Consider the following 18,777-nt stretch of genomic DNA (forward strand, 5'->3'; position numbering starts at 1 on the left):
ATGAGATATCATAAATATTTTCGATATGTGAATTTTTGGGTCTTTTTTATTGTGCTTACTTTGATGTTGCTCAGTGTCGTAGTTATCTCTTCTATGGATTCTACATCTATGTTGGTCAACTCATCTAGGGGATTGTTAACTAATAAAAGTATCATGCAGCTCAGGCATTTTGCCTTAGGATGGACGGCTTTTTTTGTTTGCACCTATTTTGACTACCACTTATTTAAACGTTGGGCATGGTTACTCTACTTTCTGATGATATGTGCTCTCATTGGTCTTTTTTTTGTGCCATCAGTACAAAATGTTCACAGGTGGTATCGAATTCCCTTTATTCATCTAAGTGTGCAACCTTCAGAATACGGGAAGCTCGTTGTGGTCATAATGCTCAGCTATATCTTAGAGTCTAGAAAAGCGGATATTGCATCGAAAAAGACAGCTTTTCTTGCCTGTCTTATTGTAGCAATTCCCTTTTTCCTAATCTTAAAAGAACCTGATTTGGGGACAGCTTTAGTGTTATGTCCTGTCACATTAACAGTTTTCTATTTAAGTAATGTCCACGCCCTACTAGTAAAGTTTTGTACAGTGCTCGCTAGTATAGGGGTCATAGCTTCTTTGTTAATTTTCTCAGGTATCGTCTCTCATGAGCAAATTAAACCTTATGCTCTGAAAGTTATTAAAGAATACCAATATGAGAGACTCAGTCCTTCTAACCATCACCAAAGAGCTTCTTTAATTTCGATAGGACTTGGAGGTATTAAGGGTCGTGGATGGAAGACCGGAGAGTTTGCAGGTCGTGGATGGTTACCTTACAGTTATACAGATTCTGTTTTCTCTGCTTTAGGAGAGGAATTTGGATTACTAGGATTGCTCTTTATGCTTATCCTTTTTTATTTCCTTATATGTTTTGGTTGTCGCACCGTTGCTGTTGCTATAGATGATTTCGGGAAACTACTTGCCGCTGGCATTACTGTATACCTAGCTATGCATGTTTTAATTAACATTAGTATGATGTGTGGGTTGCTGCCTATTACTGGAGTCCCTCTAATCCTGATCTCTTATGGAGGTTCTTCGGTAATCTCTACGATGGCCTCTCTTGGCGTTTTACAAAGTATCTATAGCCGTCGCTTTGCTAAGTACTAGCTTTTGAGTAGACGAAGAGCATTTAACCCAACAATTACAGTGCTTCCCTCATGGAGAATCACTGCAAGCCAGAGGGGAATGATCCCTAGAGATGCTGGCCAAGAAACTAAAAGAATAATAGCAAGAGCTAGTGCAAGATTTTGTGACACAACTTTCTTAGTTTGCTTGGCCTTCTGAATGATCCATGGCAGAGCCGCAAGAGAATCATGAAGAAGAACAATATCAGCAGCTTCTATAGCTGTAGCACTGCCAGCTTCACCCATAGCAATACCAACAGTGGCTTGTGCTAAAGCAGGAGCGTCGTTAATACCATCTCCGACCATCATAATTTGGCGTTCCGTAGCAAGCTCTCGTACTTTCTTTAATTTCTGATCAGGGGAGAGATCAGAAAATACTTCAGAAATTCCTACAAGCTCCGCTGTATTTTCAGCACTAATTTTATGGTCGCCAGTGAGCATGCTTACGGGATAACCTAATTTTTTAAGATCTTTGATAATCTCAGTAGCTTGAGGACGAGGAATATCTCGAAAATAAAATAAAGCAAAGCTCTTCCCTAGGTAGGCTATAGAACAAATTTCTCCTTGTCGTTTGGCTTGATAGATTTTTTGTTGTATCTCTTGAAGATGCTCAGAGGAGACCCTTTTTAACCCTGTTTCTACCCGACCTACAAAAGCTTCTTCTTCATCGAAATAACCACGAACTCCTTCTCCAGGAATAGTAAGATATCGATCAGCAGGGAGTGACGATACTTTTTGTGCTGAGAGATAGGTAACAATAGCCTCAGCTATTGGATGAGACGAGGACTGCTCTAAAGCTAAGACCGAAGGAAAAAAATTATTATTTTTAGGACCAAAGTAATCACAACCTACACAGGTCAGCTGTCCAGTTGTTAATGTTCCTGTCTTATCCATAACTATAGAATTACAAGAAACTAGGCGATCTAAAATGACTCCTCCTTTAAGAAGGATACCATGTTTTGCACACGCATTGATAGCACTTAAATAAGCAATAGGAATTGCAATGATTAAGGCACAAGGGGAGGCTGCAATAAGAAATGCCAGTGCGCGGTAAAAAGCACTTTGAGGTCCTAAAAACGGAATAGAAGTAAATAGAGGAACAAGAATTGCAATCGCACTGGCAATCGAAAAAATAGAGAGAGCATATATTGAAGAATATTTATCCAAACGCTGCTGTAATTTAGGCTTGGAGTTTTGTGCTTGAATCACCAAATTAATGATATGCGCAATCGTAGAATCTGATCCGATACGTAATACACGAAGGTCGAAACTGCCCTCTATATTATGAGCGCCTGCAGGAACAATAGATCCTATATGGCAGGCTTTCGGGACTTTTTCCCCAGTAAGATGCATTAAATTAATAGAAGAGGATCCATGAAGAATTTCACCATCCAAAGGGACAACTTCTCCACTTTTAATGCGTAGGATATTTCCAACCTCAACTTTACTAATAGCGACTTTTTGTAAATTGCCGTTCTCTAAAACTAGCCAGCCTGTAGTAGGAGCTAATTGCTTTAAAGACACGAGAGTGCTTTTTGCTTTTCCTGATACCATCTGACCTAAAGCTTCTGAAATCGCAAATAATACGAGAAGCAAAGCCCCTTCTAGTGCTCCTCCAATAAAAATCGAGCCAAAGGCTGCCGAGGTCATTAAAATATCAATGTTTACTATTTTCTGGCGGATATTATCTAACGATTTAATTAGTGCTGGGGTTCCAGCAAGGAAAAATGTAAATACTATAAATAAGTTGCAAAGATTAACTGCATTTAACCAGTAACTACATAAAGCAATCAAATAGGTCCCTAAAGATAAATATGCAGATTTTAAAGTAAGGTTATGACTTAACCTACGGTTTTCAGCTGACAAAAGGGGACTTGTATCTTCTGTCATTCCTGATTCAAAAAATGTATTTAATATTTCTGCAGAAAATGACGTGGAAAACAAACGAGAAAACACTTAACAACCTGTTATAATAATTTCATTAATGATGAGATGATACTTACTGAAGTAATGAAAATTCCTAATACCCAAACTATTTCAGAGATCTCATTATTTTCCAGAATCTTGGCTTTAACCAGGGAAAGTAGTAAAATTACACCAGTAGAAAAAATGCCTGCAAGAGTATAGCTTACGCATAAGACAAGAGGTAAAAAGATCAGAAGACCACAAATACTTCCTAGGATTTTAGTTCCTCCTTGAATCAGAGGGTGGGGAACATCTTCTTTGCGAATACCGAGTTCTTCACGGATCATCGTATCTAGCAAAAGTGTAGAGTCGGAGCTAACATGCTCTACCATTTCTTGAAGTAAAGGGTCTTTAAACCCTTGGTTTTCAAATAAAACGCGAAGTTCAATTTTTTCTTGATTTAAGTTTTCCTCAATTTCATTTTTTTCTTGGAGCATAGAACGGTGCGTGAGTTCAATATAGGCCCAAGCCTTTCTTGCTTTTAAGCACCCATGGTAAAATGTCCAGCCGAGACCTAAAGAAATTAAAGCTTTGGCTTGGATAGAACGACTTGTAGGAACAAGGAAGAACAAAGTGCGAATGAAAAAAAGAAAAACACCAGTAGATAAAGCATTATTAGCTAGGTGATAAAAAAAACCGCTTCGTGTTTTATGAGGTTCACCATTACATAGTGCATGCTTGTCTCTAACATGTTTTATATGGTTGCCTGGGGTTTGTGATTTAAAGTGATCGTAAGAATCCTTTTTAGTCATAATTTCCCTTAGAACTTGATACTACTTTGAATTTCATGTGTCCGTAATTGTAGCTTACCCATGATCTTGAGGAGAAAGAATCTCTAAACCGCCTAAATAGGGACGTAGAACTTCAGGAACGATCACAGAGCCGTCTGCCTGCTGGTTATTCTCTAAAATTGCTACAAGAAGGCGCGGCGTTGCGAGCCCAGAGCCATTAAGAGTATGAACAAATTGTAGCTTTCCCTGGCTATCTTTATATCTTGTTCCAGATCGTCGTGATTGGAAGTCAGTACACTGAGAAATAGAAGAAACTTCATAAAAAGCATTCTGACCAGGCAACCAGACTTCAGCATCTATAGTCTTAGATGCGGTAAAAGACATATCTCCAGTGCTAAGCAAGGAAAGACGATAAGGCAATTTCAACTCTTTAAGGATTTCTTCAACAATATTCAGCATTTTTGCATAAGCAATATCATCTTGATCGGGTCTTGTAAAGGCAAACATTTCCACTTTATGGAACTGATGTACGCGCACAAGCCCCCTTTCGTGAGCTCCTGCAGCCCCTGCTTCTCTACGGAAGCAAGGAGTACTCGCAGCATAGTAAAGCGGAAGGTCTTTTTCTCCGAAGATCTCTTGAGTATGGAAACCATTAAGTACTACTTCTGCAGTAGGAATCAGGTAAAGATATTGATCGCCATCCTCAACACGGTAGTATTGCCCGTCAAATTTTGGAATTTGCCCAGAACCAAATAAAATTTCTTTTTTTACTAATAATGGAGGAAGCCAGAGCTGAAATCCATGAGCTGCTTGTTTTTGTAGCATATAAGTAAGAAGAGCCCACTCCAACAGAACTCCTCGATTTTTATAAGCAGGCCACCCCGATCCTGTTGTTTTTGCCGCTGCTTGAAAATCTAAAATTTCTAACTTCTGATTTAGCTCTAAATGATGCTTGGCAGGAAAAGAAAATGTTGGAAGATCTCCAACAGTTTTGATTACTTGATTGCCAGATTTATCCTCAGATATAGGGACGTCGTCAGCTGGATAATTCGGAAGATGAGAAAGAAGTTCTTGTAGTCTACCGTACTTTGCATCGAGTTCCTGTTCAACTTCCTGAAGATTGAAAACAATAGCTTCTACTTGTTGAATTAAGTTAGTCGCATCTACACCCTGAGTTTTAGCTTTATGGATTTCTTGAGATAGTACCCTCCTTTCTGCTTGTAAAGTTTCTGATTTCGTTTTTAGCTGACGAACCTCTTGGTCTAAAGATAGGATAAAATCTAAAGAAATTTTTGGATCTTTTTTCCGAAGACGGTCTTCACATTCCTTAGGCATCTTGCGTATAATTTTTATATCCAGCATTCTTCTCTCATTGTTAAGTAGTGCTTTCGAACAGATAGATTATATGGAAGATTTTTCTGAGCAACAACTCTTTTTTATGCGTCGTGCTATAGAAATTGGAGAACGGGGTAGAATCACAGCTCCGCCAAATCCTTGGATAGGATGTGTCATTGTTAAAGAGAATCGTATTCTTGGAGAAGGTTTCCATGCTTATCCTGGAGGACCTCATGCTGAAGAAGTCGCTATAAACAATGCGTCTGAATCTGTTTTTGGATCAGATGTATATGTCTCTCTCGAACCTTGTTCTCACTATGGATTACGCCCTCCGTGTGCTAATTTACTCATCAAACATAAGATAAAGCGAGTGTTTGTTTCTCTAGTTGATCCGGATCCTAAGGTTGCGGGTCATGGAATAAAAATATTACGTCAGGCAGGTATTCAAGTTTATGTGGGTATTGGAGAGACCGAGGCATATACGTCACTGCAACCCTATCTATATCAACGTACTTATAATCGTCCGTGGATAATACTTAAAAGTGCTGCGAGTATTGATGGTCAAATTGCAGATTCTCAAGGCAAGTCTCAATGGATCACTTGTCCAGAGGCACGCAACGATGTCGGAAAGCTGCGCGCAGAGTCCCAGGCAATTCTTGCAGGTTCCCGTACAGTTCGTTTCGATAATCCCTGGCTAACTGCACGACAACCCTCAGGATCTTTATATTCTCGACAACCCTTACGTGTTGTTCTAGATAGTTATGGAAACATTCCTTACGAGTTCAAGGTCTTTGATAAGGCAAGTCCTACCCTTTATGTAACCACAACACGGTGTCCTAAAAATTATATAAAGATTTTGGAGGGACTAGGTATTGAGGTATTAATAACAGAACTAACTTCATCAGGAGTTGACCTTCACCACCTCTATGACTATCTTGCAAATAAAAAAATATTACAAATTCTTGTGGAAGGTGGAGCAAACTTACATACATCTTTATTAAAAGAAAAACTTGTTAATTCGGTTATTCTGTATTCAGGGCCAATGATTCTTGGAGACCAAAAGAAGCCTCTCATTGGATCATTAGGAGCACTTTTGGACTCTGCATATCTTTTGAAGCCAAGACGGTCTCAAATTTTAGGGAATTCTTTAAAGGTAATCTGGGAAACCTTACCCAATTTTCGTGATGCCATAAGAAATTGAAGGGAAAGGATTTTTAGAGTAGCATACTTAGCATAGAAATCTGTTTATGCGAGGGAGTGAAGTGATAGAAACTCAAGAAAATATGAGTGCTCCAGATTTTGTTTCGTTAGAACAAGCTGTTCAAGATCTACAAGCAGGGAAATTCGTCATTGTTATTGATGAAGCTTCAAGGGAAGATGAGGGAGATTTAATTATAGCTGGAGAAAAAATCACAGTTGAAAAGATGACTTTTCTGCTTCAGCATACTACAGGCGTTGTCTGCGCTGCTTTAAGTGAGGAACGCCTTTTACGTTTGAATCTTCCTCCCATGGTGAAAGATAATCGTTGCCATTTTAAAACCCCTTTCACTGTATCTGTAGACGCTGCTCATGGAGTGACTACAGGAGTTTCTGCTGCAGATCGAACCAAAGTAGTCCAACTATTAGCAGATCCCAGAAGTAAACCAGAGGATTTTATTAGCCCGGGACACTTCTTCCCTCTAGCGAGTTCTCCAGGAGGGGTATTAAAACGGGCAGGTCACACGGAATCTACTGTCGATCTTATGCAATTGGCTGGACTTGAACCTTGTGGTGTCCTTGCAGAATTGGTGAATGAAGATTATTCTATGATGCGACTACCACAAATTTTAGAGTTTGCAAAAAAGTACAAGATTTCCGTCATACCAGTGACATCTATCATAGCTCATCGTATGCTCTCTGATCGTCTTGTGTCTAAAATTTCATCAGCGCGCCTGCCAACAACTTATGGAGACTTTACTGTTCATGTTTATGAATCCTTATTAGATGGTATGCATCACCTAGCCTTGGTTAAAGGTGAGGTTGAACAAAAAAGCAATGTCTTAGTTCGTGTCCACTCAGAGTGTATCACCGGAGATATTTTAGGATCTAAACGTTGTGATTGCGGAGAACAATTAGATTCGGCAATGCGCTACATTGCAGAACAAGGCCAAGGTGTTATTGTTTATTTACGAGGACAAGAAGGTCGTGGTATAGGTTTAGGCCATAAAGTGCGTGCTTATGCTCTTCAAGACAATGGCTATGATACTGTGGATGCCAATCTAATTATGGGATTTCCTGTAGATTCAAGGGAATATGGTATAGGAGCACAAATTCTTGTTGATCTCAAGTTGTCAACAATTAGATTAATCACTCATAATCCTAAAAAATATTTTGGACTTCAAGGTTTTGGACTTAGCATTACCGAAAGAGTTCCTCTCCCTGTGCGTATTTCTGAAGAGAATGAACACTACTTGAGAACAAAACAAGAACGTATGGGACATTGGTTAGACCTTCCATGCTGCGATAATAAAAGATAACTCTTCAAGGATATTTATGGATACACTTACAGGACATTTATCAGCAAAGAACTTACGTATTGCTATTGTTGGCTCTTGCTTTAATCAACCCATAGCTGATGCCCTTGTCTCCGGTGCTCAGCAAACCTTTTTGCAATGCGGGGGTAGTGCAGATGGATTGCTTACTATTCGTGTTCCTGGAGCTTTTGAGGTCCCTTGTACAATCAAAAAACTTTTATCTTCAGGGAAAAAATTTGATGCTATTGTTGCTTGCGGTGTTCTTATCCAAGGAGAAACAGATCATTACAACCAAATCGTAAATCAGGTGGCCTCAGGCATTGCTACACTTACTCTGGAATTTTGCCTTCCGATAACTTTTTCTGTAGTGACTGCTCCTTCTCCTCAAATTGCTTGGGAGAGAGCTGGTATTAAGGGTTGCCATTTGGGCATTTCTGGAATGACCACAGCTATAGAAATGGCTACGCTGTTCTCTCAAATCTAGTTCTTAAATACAACTTTGTAGTTGATATAGCTTTTAACTCAGGGACTATTTGAAAAAAATTTTTCTATAAGTTTATGCTTACAGTTCCGTTCAAATGAATGCGAACAGCTATACTTTCAGAAAAAATATCCAAGCCCCCTGAAGATGACATAGTCTCAGAAAAATCTAAAACAGTATTTTGTGGAAGTAATTGCTTGTTTAGCATGTCCTTATGAGAACGCAAACTCTTTACTAATAAGGACAGCATTGTCGAGTATACTTGACGTAGCCGGTTTTCTGGACTTACTGTAGATCCATGAGTAGCGAGTGATAGCCCAGCAATTAAACTGGGAAGACCACGACATGTTAAAGGAATATGTTGTCCCTGTACTGTATAGAAGCTATTCACAAGACTCTCAGATTCTTCAGAAGGCAAATTTTTAAAACTCCAAGCCAAAGTAGTCGCTTCTGTTGGCGAGAGATTCATTAGAGTTGCTAAGCGAACTAAAGTCATGTCAGTTCGCGATGCTCCTTCAAAACCCAAGCGATTCGCTCGATAGGTAAAATAGCGAGAAAAGGCTTCTTCTACAGTCGCATGCTGTTGCAACATTAAAAGTAGAGGAGCAAAGTTAACATAAAATTCTTGAGAATAGTTTTTTTCTCCACACGTGTCCAAACAGTAAAGATACAGATCCAAGATGGCAAGAGATCGGCGTGTTCTCCAAGTAGAGAGCAATTTGGTGCTAGGAACCTCTGTTAAATTCAAAAGAGAATTATAGTTTCCTAAGCCACGTAGGGAGGATAAAATGTCTTGTTGTTCTGGAGATAACCTTGCATACGAGGGACAAAGTTCTGGGAAAGTACGTAAGACATGCAAGCATTTTGTATAAAAAGTCTCTGGGCAAGAATCTGTAAAATAAGGTTTGAATATAGACACAGCTTTTGCAGAACAACCAATATGCCTGAGTACGATTGCTGTTTCTAAAATTCTAAGTGTATTGTCAAAGCTTTTAGGAGAATTTAAAAAGAAAAGCAATTGTTTGTGAGCCGATTGGAATTGTTTAAATGTTATACCTCCTTCTTCAGTAGGTGCAATCTGGGAAACTTGGATATAGGATTGGCGGGATCCTTGGATCAAAAGGTGTAGATGAATGATACTGCGAATAGCAATGTCTAAAGCAGGGACTTTTTTGTTAAAAAATTTTTCAGAATAAACCATGTCAATAGGATGAGATATACTGGGAGCCCCTGTAGATTCTATGAGCCAAAGAAGCTCGGGATATTGGCGTAGCTTCTGTTCTATCCATGCTTCAGAGCCAATTTTAACTTTTGATTGGGAATGCTGAGTAGATGCCTGTGGTATAGCATAGCTGATAGAAGGCATTCCTATAAGCAAAGTTATCGGGAAAATCAAGACCTTGATTGTAAGATTTTTTAACATAGAAGCCTCTTCTCTATCATGTCACTTTGTTAATATCTTTAAATTTAAAGATATTAACTAAAAACCCCATTTTGATAACAAAATGCCCAATAACAAATCAACTCGAGAAACACAAGAAAGTTTTCCTCGGAGAAGAGGTCAAGGTTCCTAAAAGGATACTAAGGATAATACAGTTATTGCTAATAATTTTTATTAAAATAGGCGTATTTAAATGGAAATATGCTATAATATTTTAAATTAAATTTTTATTTTAACTAAAAAATAATGAAAAGATTCATTTACAAAACCATATTTTGCGGGTTAACTTTACTTACCAGTTTGAGTAGTTGTTGCTCAGATCCTAGAGGATACAACCTTGAAACAAAAAACTCGGGAGACTTAAATGATAAGTCTGGTATACTGACGGAAAATCATGAAACGCCTTCTCTTGTCAAGAGGCTGTCCCGTCGTTCTCGAAGACTCTTTGCTCGACGTGACAAAACTAGGAAGGACACACAGCAAGTGGAAGCTAACTTTAAGACTTATGCAGAAAAAATTTCAGAACAGGATGAAAGAGACCTTTCTTTCGTTGTGTCTTCTGCTGCAGAGAAATCGTCTATTTCTTTAGCTTTGTCTCAAAGTGAAATTAAGAGTGCTTTGTACCGTATTCGAGAAGTTCACCCCCTAGCTTTATTGCAAGCTCTTGCTCAGAACCCTGAGTTGATAGAGGGTATGAGAAAAATGCAGGGTCGTGATTGGATTTGGAATCTTTTCTTAACTCAATTAAGTGAAGTATTTTCTCAAGCTTTATCTCAAGGAGTTATCACTGAAGAAGATATTGCCGCATTTGCTTCCACCTTGGGCCTGGACTCTGGGACCGTTGCGTCCATTGTCCAAGGGGAAAGGTGGCCTGAGCTTGTCGATATAGTGATAACTTAATCTTGCAGAGCTTTCTATAACTGCGCTTCCTTTCCCCAAAACGAGTCGGAAAGGAAGCCTAATAGTTTTCTCTTGGGTCTTCCTGAGGTTTTTAATCAATAACAACAGGAGAAACAATGTTATATTTTATAGAACAGCTTAATAAATTCAGTACATCATTCTGTGTATTCCCCATAATATTATTATTAGGGGGACTCTTAACATGGAAATTACGAGGATTGCAGTTTCATGGGTTAAAATTAGGTTTTAACTTAATGCTGCAAAATAAGTTAGACGATAATTCATCAAAAGTAGGCGAAGTCTCTTCCTATGAAGCTGTAGCTGGAATCTTGGCAGGTAATTTTGGGACTGGAAATATCGCAGGTATGGCGATTGCCTTAGCTTGTGGGGGACCGGGAGCTCTAGTCTGGATATGGCTTGCAGCCTTGCTTGGAGCTATCGTGCAATACGCTGGTTCTTATTTGGGATCCAAGTATCGGCGATCTCAAGGAAATTCGGGAGAATTTATTGGAGGACCCATAGCTTGTCTTGCTTTTGGCATGCGGAAGAAGGTCCTTGCAGGCCTCTTCGCTATATTCACTATTATGACTGCATTTTGTGCGGGGAATTGTGTTCAAGTGAGCTGTATCGTCCCTCTTTGTGCAGAAGGTATACTAAAGAAATTACTCGTTGGAATTGTATTGGCTCTAGTAGTGATTCCTGTCTTATCTGGAGGTAATAACCGTATACTAAGGTTTTCTGCTCGTGTAATCCCTTTCATTGCAGGATTTTACTGTATCTCTTGTGGAATTATTCTCTTTCAACATGCAGCAAAAATTTTCCCTGCAATTAAGCTAATCTGCTCTTCTGCATTCGGACTTAAGGCTGGACTTGCTGGACTTGGTGGGTATACTCTAGCTCAAGTCATTGCTACAGGAATCAATCGTGCGGTCATGGCTACAGATTGTGGAAGTGGAATGGTCTCTATTCTTCAAGCAAATACAAAAAGTAAGAATCCTGTTGTAGATGGACTAGTTACTCTAGTTCCCCCAGTGATTGTTATGATTGTTTGTTCAATCACGACACTCGTTCTTGTTGTTTCTGGGGCTTATGGTTCTGGAGCAGAAGGGACACTAATGGTAATGAGTGCATTTAAAAACAGTTTAGGATCTATAGGCAGTATCGTAGTTATCCTTGCTATGGCTTTGTTCGGATATACAACAATATTGACATGGTTTGCTTGCGCAGAAAAAAGTTTGGAATATATGATCCCAGGAAGACGCGCGAATCTATGGCTTAAGGCTATATATGTCTTAGTGATTCCTCTAGGGGGAATTATTGATATGCGTATGATTTGGGCTTTATCCGACACAGGTTTTTCTGGTATGGTCATCCTTAATTGTATAGCTTTAGTAGCTCTATTTAAGGATGTAGTATCTACAAATCAAAGTGTTGCTGTGCTCAAACAACAGGCTAGCTATGTTGCAGATCCTGTGCGTAATCTAGATGCTTAACGGAGAGAAGAATGCAATTATTATCCCCAGCGTTTGCTTATGGTCGTGCTATTCCTAAAAAGTATACATGTCAAGGAGAGGGTATCTCTCCTCCCCTAACTTTTGTGGATGTTCCTAGTGCTGCCAACAGCCTTGCCTTGATTGTCGAAGATCCTGATGTCCCTAAGGAAATTCGTAGCGATGGTTTATGGATCCATTGGATAGTGTATAATTTATCCACCACAATTACCAATTTAGCGGAAGGAGCTGAAATCTTTGCTGTACAAGGATTGAATAGCTCAGGAAAAGCTGCTTATGAAGGTCCTTGTCCTCCAGATAGACAGCACCGTTATTTTTTTACCCTATTTGCCCTTGATATCGTTCTTCCAGAAGAAGAAAATGTTACTCGAAATCAATTGTATGAAGCCATGGAGCATCATATTATAGAACAAGCAGAATTAATGGGGACCTATGAAAAAAGTTAGAAATCAATCCTCTTCAGGAATGAATTCTTCTCGCTTTTTTCTATGCTTCCAATACAATGGCCCATAGTGATAACAAATCTCCTGACCTGCATGTATGCGTGTTATTGTTCTGATAATCACATGGAATAATCCATTGTTAAAAATTCCCACAGCTTCTGCGTTAGGTTGGTCACTATGGTTGATAAAGCGAGTAATATTTCCTCGACTCCCACTATCAATAGTAAAATATTTCCAAGAGAATAAAGGCATAGGATAGCGAAAACAATAGTCATTTTCATCCATCCAAATCGCTTGACGTCGACGCAAAACTCCTGTGTATTCGCCGATATAGGTCCATGGAGGAATGTCATCATATGCAAAAACTCCATATCCTATGTATGAGTTAATCCAACATATAGAAACAGGTGGTGTAGGCGGTTTTATTAAATCTTGTTTATGTAATTTTCCTAGCCATTTAGCTAAAGGAGAAATTAAATGTCGTTTTTCTGCTTTATGACAAAAATTGAGAATTTGTTGTTCTACTCTCCAATCAAAAAAAACTAGAGAAGTAAGTAACCGAAAACGAAGAAGTTGACTAGCTCGTTCTAAAGAATAAGGTTGACTATCTAGCCAATTGCTGTTCAAAGAAAGATATATAGACGTAGGAGATTCTGTGATTAATTCGGACATGTTACCTCTAAATGAGAAAAGTATGTTGGAGAGGTAATCCCATTTGCTAATGTAATTTCTGGAGATACAGAAGTCAGAGAAGCTATCGCTTCGGATACCGTAACAAACGCTAACTCGGGATTATTACACTCACTAGAAAGATGAGCAAGATATAATTTTTTTAACCTTGGGGTAATGATCTTTTGCAAAAGATTCCCGCATTCATAGTTAGAAATATGACCTAATTTACTTAATACTCGTTTCTTATAGACATCAGGACGCTGAGATTGCCGAACTAGTTCGGGATCATGATTCGATTCTATCAACAAGTAGTCACAATCATAAAGTTCATGAGTGATCCAAGAGGTCACCCAACCCAGATCTGTACAAAAGCCTATCCTTTTTTCACGATAATTAAAAAGAAATCCTACAGGATCTAGAGCATCATGAGGAACATTGAAAGTCTGTATTTGAAGATCATGAAAACAAAATGAAGATCCTGTTGAGAAGATCTTAAATTCTGGATGAATCTCTAAAAGTTGACATAAAGCACGGGCAGTATCTAGGTTGCAAACAATAGGAGTGTTGTACATTTTCACAAAATTCTTAATGCCAACGATATGATCATAATGTTCATGAGTAACAAAAATGGCCTGAATATCTTCCGGATGGATGTTCATAGAGAGTAGTTCTCGAGTAACTACCTGTCTACTGACTCCTAAATCAATAAGAATCTTGCAAGAGGCTGTACCTAGATAAGTAGAATTTCCTTTGGATCCAGAAGCTAGAGGAAAAAAGCCTTCCATAACTAACCTTCTCGAGGCGGATGTTCTACAAGTATTTGACGAGGTTTAGCGCCTTCTGAGGGGCCAATAATCCTAGCCTCTTCAAGCTGATCGATCAAGCTTGCAGCGCGGGCATAACCAATCTTTAATTTTCTTTGAAGGAAGGTTGTTGAAGCATTTCCTGTTTGTAAAATTAAAGTTTTCGCTTGTAAAAACAAAGGATCTTTCTCTCCAGAGTTATCAGTATCGCAACTATCAAAAGTATTAAAAGAAGGAATCACATATTGTGTCGGGAATCTTGAACACAAATCTTTGATAACTTTGTTGATGTCTTCATCGCAAATATACGCGCCTTGTGCACGTATTGTCCCAAAAATAGAAGGTAAGAGTACAAGCATGTCGCCGTTCCCCATCAAATTTTCAGCTCCAGGTTCATCTATGATAATCTGACTGTTAACTTTGTTCGCGACTTTAAAAGAAATTCGAGAAGGAAAGTTTGCCTTGATTAACCCTGTAATTACTTCTCTTGAAGGGCGCTGTGTCGCTAAAATAAGATGAATGCCTACGGCTCTCGCCATTTGGGCTAATCGAATGATTGGTGTTTCAATATCTTGGGACGAAGAAAGAAGCAAATCTGATAACTCGTCAATAATACCTACCATAAAAGGCATTGTTTCAGGAATATCCCTATCATAAGAGGCTTCTATAGTCTTGTTGCGAGTGCGTGAGTTAAAAGCTTGAATATTGCGCAATCCCAGATACCTTAAGATCTCATATCGGGACTCCATCTCTTTCACTAGCCAAACTAAAGCTTTATAAACCTCACGTGATTCCGTAATGACAGGTGATAGCATATGGGGCAATTGTGAATATCCTGTTAGCTCTACTTTTTTAGGATCAATAATAACTAGTTTGATTTCAGAAGGTAGTGTAGTCATGATCATCGACATCACAATCGTATTAATGCACACAGATTTTCCAGATCCTGTAGTACCAGCAATAATGAGGTGAGGCATTGTAGCTAAGTCTGCCCAAAGGTTATCACCATTTGCTTTCTTACCGAGTAATAAAGGAATTTGTAACTTTCGGTGTTGCTTTTGATAATCTTTTAATAAGTCACGAAAATTAACGGCTTGAGGAAATGGTGTAGGAATCTCAATACCGACAGCCGCTTTCCCTGGAATCGGAGCAATAATACGTATACTTGAAGCTTGTAATTTTAAGGCAATATCGTTTTCTAATGACTTGATTTTCTGTACCTTAACGCCAGAATGAGGAAGAACTTCAAAAGCCACTAATGTAGGTCCCGAACAGATATTTCCAATATCAGCATCAATACCAAAACTCGTAAGAGTCTGTTTTAAAATTACAGCTTTTTTTTGAAGTTCAACTTGTAATGACTCGGGGCGAGCTTCTTCATTTTTACTAAGTAAATGATATTGCGGAAGATTCTCCTCAGAAATAGCTAAACTTTTTAGTCTGGGAAGAATTAACTTTTCTTTACCCCTTGGGTCCCCTGTTAAAGTCATAGTTTGAGATAAAGGTATGACTTTAACCTCTTTCACTTTAGTCTCTTGAGGTTCTATGGCTTTCGTTAGTAAACGTTTGCAAGGATGAGGAGTAAGGAAAAAGGCTTCTTTTTTAGAAGGACTCTCTTTTTGAGCAGTTGGTGAAATTGACTCGTCTAAAATTATAGATTCAGAAACTCGAGGTGATACAGATTGTGGTTTAGAGAACGGAGACAGGTTTTTAGTAATAAATGGAACGGAAGGCTTAGGGAGATAAGTACGCTTATTTATTAGTTTTTTTAAAAACTTGAAACAAGTTCGGAAAAAAGAGAAAAAATTTTTTTTGATGCCTTCTTGAAAGGTTTTTTTTTTTAGTAAAGCAATTCCTCCACAAAGATAGAGTAATGAGAATAGCATTAAAAATCCAAAAATCAAAGCTGTCCCTACAGAACCAATTAAATGCTTTAAGCAGAAAGATTGTCCTTCATAAAATAAGTAGAAAGGAATCCCTCCCAAATAAGATACAGGAGGGTTATTCCCTAAAATAAACTTTGGAAGACGTGTATCTAATATAGGAGGAAGTGTTCCTACTGGGGAGGACATTGATAAAAGGATACAAGTACAAAGGGGGAGAGAAAGAAAAGCTGCACTTTTATATAACAAAATTGATCGAGGAGTCTTTTTAAAGTATAAAAAAGATAACCAAAGAAAATAAAGAGGAATAAAAAAAGCAGAAACACCGAAAAAATACAGTAAAAAAGAACTGAAGGACCAGCCTAATAAACCTATCCAATTTTGAGTGCACGGTTGATCTCTATGGAAGCTATATAGGCTTAGTGCAGAAAAACAAGAAAACAACAAATATAAACTTGCTTTTGCTGCTAAGGGTAAAGATGGAAGACGAGGGCGCCTGCTCTTTTTTCTTTCTCTTATCATAAGCTATATAAGATTCTAGGTATTGTCGGGCTTCGTATATAGATTTCGTTATATCAAGAAAAACAAAAGAAACAAAGAAGATAAAGAGGGCGAACGACGGGGCTTGAACCCGCGACCTTCGGAACCACAATCCGACGCTCTAACCAACTGAGCTACGTTCGCCAAACCATACAAAATTTAGGAAAAATATTAGCTTTAGAATGAAATTTATCCAAGATAAAAAGGTTCGGATAGAAGAATCTTAATATTCTATACATAACTAAGACCAGTCTGATAGAAGATTGATATAGATTTTTTGAAATAAGAGAAAGATAGCGTTAGCTAATAGAAACTTTTCACAATGGCTTCATCAAAAATCAATAGGCGCATTTATTTTGAAGCTATTGTTATTATCGAATTTTGCCCTTTAAACTACGCCCTGAGGGCTAAAATTGCTTTATGTAAAAAAATAAAAAATAAAAGTCGAGCGAAATGCGTTGCTAAAAAAATATCATTTTTTATAGGATGTTGCTTTCTTCTTGAGTGCGACTCTTAAAAAAAGAAGAAGAACCTACACTTCGATGTAGGTATGCAACGAAGGTTTTTCAGTTTTATTTGAACTGTTAAATTTTTCTTCTTAACAATGCAAATGAGATAGAATGCAGGCCAGTATAAAATGCTTGTGAGGATCTTTTGAAAGATCCGTTAATTTTTTTTATTTTTTCTGAGAATTTGATCTTGGTTCAGATTGAACGCTGGCGGCGTGGATGAGGCATGCAAGTCGAACGGAATAATGACTTCGGTTGTTATTTAGTGGCGGAAGGGTTAGTAATACATAGATAATCTGCCCTCAACTTGGGAATAACGGTTGGAAACGATCGCTAATACCGAATGTAGTGTATTTAGGCATCTAATATATATTAAAGAAGGGGATCTTCGGACCTTTCGGTTGAGGAAGAGTTTATGCGATATCAGCTTGTTGGTGGGGTAAAAGCCTACCAAGGCTATGACGTCTAGGCGGATTGAGAGATTGACCGCCAACACTGGGACTGAGACACTGCCCAGACTCCTACGGGAGGCTGCAGTCGAGAATCTTTCGCAATGGACGAAAGTCTGACGAAGCGACGCCGCGTGTGTGATGAAGGCCTTAGGGTTGTAAAGCACTTTCGCCTGGGAATAAGAGAGATTGGCTAATATCCAATCAATTTGAGCGTACCAGGTAAAGAAGCACCGGCTAACTCCGTGCCAGCAGCTGCGGTAATACGGAGGGTGCTAGCGTTAATCGGATTTATTGGGCGTAAAGGGCGTGTAGGCGGAAAGGAAAGTTAGATGTTAAATTTTGGGGCTCAACCCCAAGTCAGCATTTAAAACTATCTTTCTAGAGGATAGATGGAGAAAAGGGAATTCCACGTGTAGCGGTGAAATGCGTAGATATGTGGAAGAACACCAGTGGCGAAGGCGCTTTTCTAATTTATACCTGACGCTAAGGCGCGAAAGCAAGGGGAGCAAACAGGATTAGATACCCTGGTAGTCCTTGCCGTAAACGATGCATACTTGATGTGGATGGTCTCAACCCCATCCGTGTCGGAGCTAACGTGTTAAGTATGCCGCCTGAGGAGTACACTCGCAAGGGTGAAACTCAAAAGAATTGACGGGGGCCCGCACAAGCAGTGGAGCATGTGGTTTAATTCGATGCAACGCGAAGGACCTTACCTGGACTTGACATGTATTTGACAGCTGTAGAAATACAGTCTTCCGCAAGGACAGATACACAGGTGCTGCATGGCTGTCGTCAGCTCGTGCCGTGAGGTGTTGGGTTAAGTCCCGCAACGAGCGCAACCCTTATCGTTAGTTGCCAGCACTTAGGGTGGGAACTCTAACGAGACTGCCTGGGTTAACCAGGAGGAAGGCGAGGATGACGTCAAGTCAGCATGGCCCTTATGTCCAGGGCGACACACGTGCTACAATGGTTAGTACAGAAGGTAGCAAGATCGTGAGATGGAGCAAATCCTAAAAGCTAACCCCAGTTCGGATTGTAGTCTGCAACTCGACTACATGAAGTCGGAATTGCTAGTAATGGCGTGTCAGCCATAACGCCGTGAATACGTTCCCGGGCCTTGTACACACCGCCCGTCACATCATGGGAGTTGGTTTTACCTTAAGTCGTTGACTCAACCTATTTATAGGAGAGAGGCGCCCAAGGTGAGGCTGATGACTGGGATGAAGTCGTAACAAGGTAGCCCTACCGGAAGGTGGGGCTGGATCACCTCCTTTTTAAGGACAAGGAAGGTTGTTCTTGTAACAACCGGACTAGGTTGGGCAAGTATTTTATTCTCTGTATTCTATTTCTTTTGCATTGTTAAGTTTTTTCTCAAGACATTCAGTATATGATCAAGTATGTTATGTAAATAATCATGGTAACAAGTATTTTTCACATATAA

General features: G+C 39.1%; 14 protein-coding genes, 1 tRNA gene and 1 rRNA gene. 8 read left to right on the forward strand and 8 right to left on the reverse strand.

What is annotated here, in order from left to right:
- Nucleotides 1-1,140 (forward strand): FtsW/RodA/SpoVE family cell cycle protein, encoded by a 1,140-nt coding sequence (locus C834KP_RS04175; protein WP_108896915.1) that lies wholly within the window; start codon nt 1-3, stop codon nt 1,138-1,140.
- On the opposite strand, the gene C834KP_RS04180 is transcribed toward C834KP_RS04175, so the two are convergent.
- From C834KP_RS04180 to serS, 3 genes are read right to left on the reverse strand one after another with little or no spacing between them, the layout of a single operon-like run.
- Nucleotides 1,137-3,113 carry a cation-translocating P-type ATPase gene (locus tag C834KP_RS04180; protein WP_108896916.1) on the reverse strand — a complete coding sequence of 659 codons (1,977 nt, stop codon included), beginning with the start codon at nt 3,111-3,113 and terminating at the stop codon, nt 1,137-1,139. The two genes, C834KP_RS04175 and C834KP_RS04180, sit on opposite strands and share 4 nt — an antisense overlap.
- Nucleotides 3,114-3,124: 11 nt before the next feature.
- On the reverse strand, nt 3,125-3,874 hold the full coding sequence (locus tag C834KP_RS04185) for a VIT1/CCC1 transporter family protein (protein ID WP_108896917.1): 750 nt from the start codon (nt 3,872-3,874) through the stop codon (nt 3,125-3,127).
- A 54-nt stretch (nt 3,875-3,928) separates the two neighbouring features.
- Entirely contained in the window at nt 3,929-5,215 is a 1,287-nt protein-coding gene (serS, locus tag C834KP_RS04190; RefSeq protein ID WP_108896918.1) for a serine--tRNA ligase, read from the reverse strand.
- A gap of 43 nt (nt 5,216-5,258) precedes the next feature.
- On the opposite strand from serS, the gene ribD reads away from it, so the two are divergent.
- The 3 genes from ribD (at nt 5,259) to ribH (ending at nt 8,185) form a co-directional block, all read left to right on the forward strand.
- A complete protein-coding gene (gene ribD, locus C834KP_RS04195; RefSeq protein WP_108896919.1) occupies nt 5,259-6,389 on the forward strand; it encodes a bifunctional diaminohydroxyphosphoribosylaminopyrimidine deaminase/5-amino-6-(5-phosphoribosylamino)uracil reductase RibD in 1,131 nt (376 codons plus the stop codon).
- Between the two features lie 82 nt (nt 6,390-6,471).
- Complete coding sequence (locus tag C834KP_RS04200) at nt 6,472-7,704, forward strand: bifunctional 3,4-dihydroxy-2-butanone-4-phosphate synthase/GTP cyclohydrolase II (RefSeq protein WP_174165556.1); 1,233 nt, start codon at nt 6,472-6,474, stop codon at nt 7,702-7,704.
- Nucleotides 7,705-7,720: 16 nt separating this feature from the next.
- Nucleotides 7,721-8,185 carry a 6,7-dimethyl-8-ribityllumazine synthase gene (gene ribH, locus C834KP_RS04205; protein WP_108896920.1) on the forward strand — a complete coding sequence of 155 codons (465 nt, stop codon included), beginning with the start codon at nt 7,721-7,723 and terminating at the stop codon, nt 8,183-8,185.
- Nucleotides 8,186-8,249: 64 nt separating this feature from the next.
- Here the strand turns inward: ribH and C834KP_RS04210 are convergent, their stop codons facing one another.
- Complete coding sequence (locus C834KP_RS04210) at nt 8,250-9,605, reverse strand: hypothetical protein (RefSeq protein WP_108896921.1); 1,356 nt, start codon at nt 9,603-9,605, stop codon at nt 8,250-8,252.
- Nucleotides 9,606-9,869: 264 nt separating this feature from the next.
- Here C834KP_RS04210 and C834KP_RS04215 point away from each other — a divergent pair, with 264 nt between their 5' ends.
- The 3 genes from C834KP_RS04215 to C834KP_RS04225 all read left to right on the forward strand — a co-directional run bounded on the left by C834KP_RS04215 (nt 9,870) and on the right by C834KP_RS04225 (nt 12,480).
- Entirely contained in the window at nt 9,870-10,523 is a 654-nt protein-coding gene (locus C834KP_RS04215) for a DUF8085 domain-containing protein (RefSeq protein WP_108896922.1), read from the forward strand.
- A 116-nt stretch (nt 10,524-10,639) separates the two neighbouring features.
- A complete protein-coding gene (locus C834KP_RS04220; RefSeq protein WP_108896923.1) occupies nt 10,640-12,016 on the forward strand; it encodes an alanine/glycine:cation symporter family protein in 1,377 nt (458 codons plus the stop codon).
- Between the two features lie 11 nt (nt 12,017-12,027).
- Complete coding sequence (locus tag C834KP_RS04225) at nt 12,028-12,480, forward strand: YbhB/YbcL family Raf kinase inhibitor-like protein (protein ID WP_108896924.1); 453 nt, start codon at nt 12,028-12,030, stop codon at nt 12,478-12,480.
- A 3-nt stretch (nt 12,481-12,483) separates the two neighbouring features.
- Here the strand turns inward: C834KP_RS04225 and C834KP_RS04230 are convergent, their stop codons facing one another.
- The 4 genes from C834KP_RS04230 to C834KP_RS04245 form a co-directional block, all read right to left on the reverse strand.
- The gene (locus tag C834KP_RS04230; RefSeq protein WP_108896925.1) at nt 12,484-13,149 is read right to left on the reverse strand and encodes an SET domain-containing protein; all 666 of its coding nucleotides are present in this window, start codon (nt 13,147-13,149) and stop codon (nt 12,484-12,486) included.
- Nucleotides 13,137-13,934: an MBL fold metallo-hydrolase gene (locus C834KP_RS04235; RefSeq protein WP_108896926.1), complete on the reverse strand. Its 798-nt coding sequence runs from the start codon at nt 13,932-13,934 to the stop codon at nt 13,137-13,139. The genes C834KP_RS04230 and C834KP_RS04235 overlap by 13 nt, the downstream gene beginning before the upstream one ends.
- A 2-nt stretch (nt 13,935-13,936) precedes the next feature.
- Entirely contained in the window at nt 13,937-16,357 is a 2,421-nt protein-coding gene (locus C834KP_RS04240; protein ID WP_108896927.1) for a DNA translocase FtsK, read from the reverse strand.
- A gap of 88 nt (nt 16,358-16,445) precedes the next feature.
- A tRNA-His gene (locus C834KP_RS04245) sits at nt 16,446-16,519 on the reverse strand.
- Nucleotides 16,520-17,056: 537 nt separating this feature from the next.
- Here C834KP_RS04245 and C834KP_RS04255 point away from each other — a divergent pair.
- A 16S ribosomal RNA gene (locus C834KP_RS04255) occupies nt 17,057-18,610 on the forward strand.
- Nucleotides 18,611-18,777: the final 167 nt, after the last annotated feature.

This window comes from Chlamydia serpentis, assembly GCF_900239945.1.
In the GTDB taxonomy this organism is placed as follows: domain Bacteria; phylum Chlamydiota; class Chlamydiia; order Chlamydiales; family Chlamydiaceae; genus Chlamydia; species Chlamydia serpentis.

What these genes read in the sequence shown, in the direction of transcription:
- C834KP_RS04185 (WP_108896917.1), bottom strand. Translation starts at nt 3,874, where the DNA reads ATGACTAAAAAGGATTCTTACGATCACTTTAAATCACAAACCCCAGGC.
- C834KP_RS04240 (WP_108896927.1), bottom strand. Translation starts at nt 16,357, where the DNA reads ATGATAAGAGAAAGAAAAAAGAGCAGGCGCCCTCGTCTTCCATCTTTA.
- C834KP_RS04220 (WP_108896923.1), top strand. Translation starts at nt 10,640, where the DNA reads ATGTTATATTTTATAGAACAGCTTAATAAATTCAGTACATCATTCTGT.
- C834KP_RS04225 (WP_108896924.1), top strand. Translation starts at nt 12,028, where the DNA reads ATGCAATTATTATCCCCAGCGTTTGCTTATGGTCGTGCTATTCCTAAA.
- serS (WP_108896918.1), bottom strand. Translation starts at nt 5,215, where the DNA reads ATGCTGGATATAAAAATTATACGCAAGATGCCTAAGGAATGTGAAGAC.
- ribH (WP_108896920.1), top strand. Translation starts at nt 7,721, where the DNA reads ATGGATACACTTACAGGACATTTATCAGCAAAGAACTTACGTATTGCT.
- C834KP_RS04210 (WP_108896921.1), bottom strand. Translation starts at nt 9,605, where the DNA reads ATGTTAAAAAATCTTACAATCAAGGTCTTGATTTTCCCGATAACTTTG.
- C834KP_RS04230 (WP_108896925.1), bottom strand. Translation starts at nt 13,149, where the DNA reads ATGTCCGAATTAATCACAGAATCTCCTACGTCTATATATCTTTCTTTG.
- C834KP_RS04175 (WP_108896915.1), top strand. Translation starts at nt 1, where the DNA reads ATGAGATATCATAAATATTTTCGATATGTGAATTTTTGGGTCTTTTTT.
- C834KP_RS04215 (WP_108896922.1), top strand. Translation starts at nt 9,870, where the DNA reads ATGAAAAGATTCATTTACAAAACCATATTTTGCGGGTTAACTTTACTT.
- C834KP_RS04200 (WP_174165556.1), top strand. Translation starts at nt 6,472, where the DNA reads ATGAGTGCTCCAGATTTTGTTTCGTTAGAACAAGCTGTTCAAGATCTA.
- C834KP_RS04235 (WP_108896926.1), bottom strand. Translation starts at nt 13,934, where the DNA reads ATGGAAGGCTTTTTTCCTCTAGCTTCTGGATCCAAAGGAAATTCTACT.
- ribD (WP_108896919.1), top strand. Translation starts at nt 5,259, where the DNA reads ATGGAAGATTTTTCTGAGCAACAACTCTTTTTTATGCGTCGTGCTATA.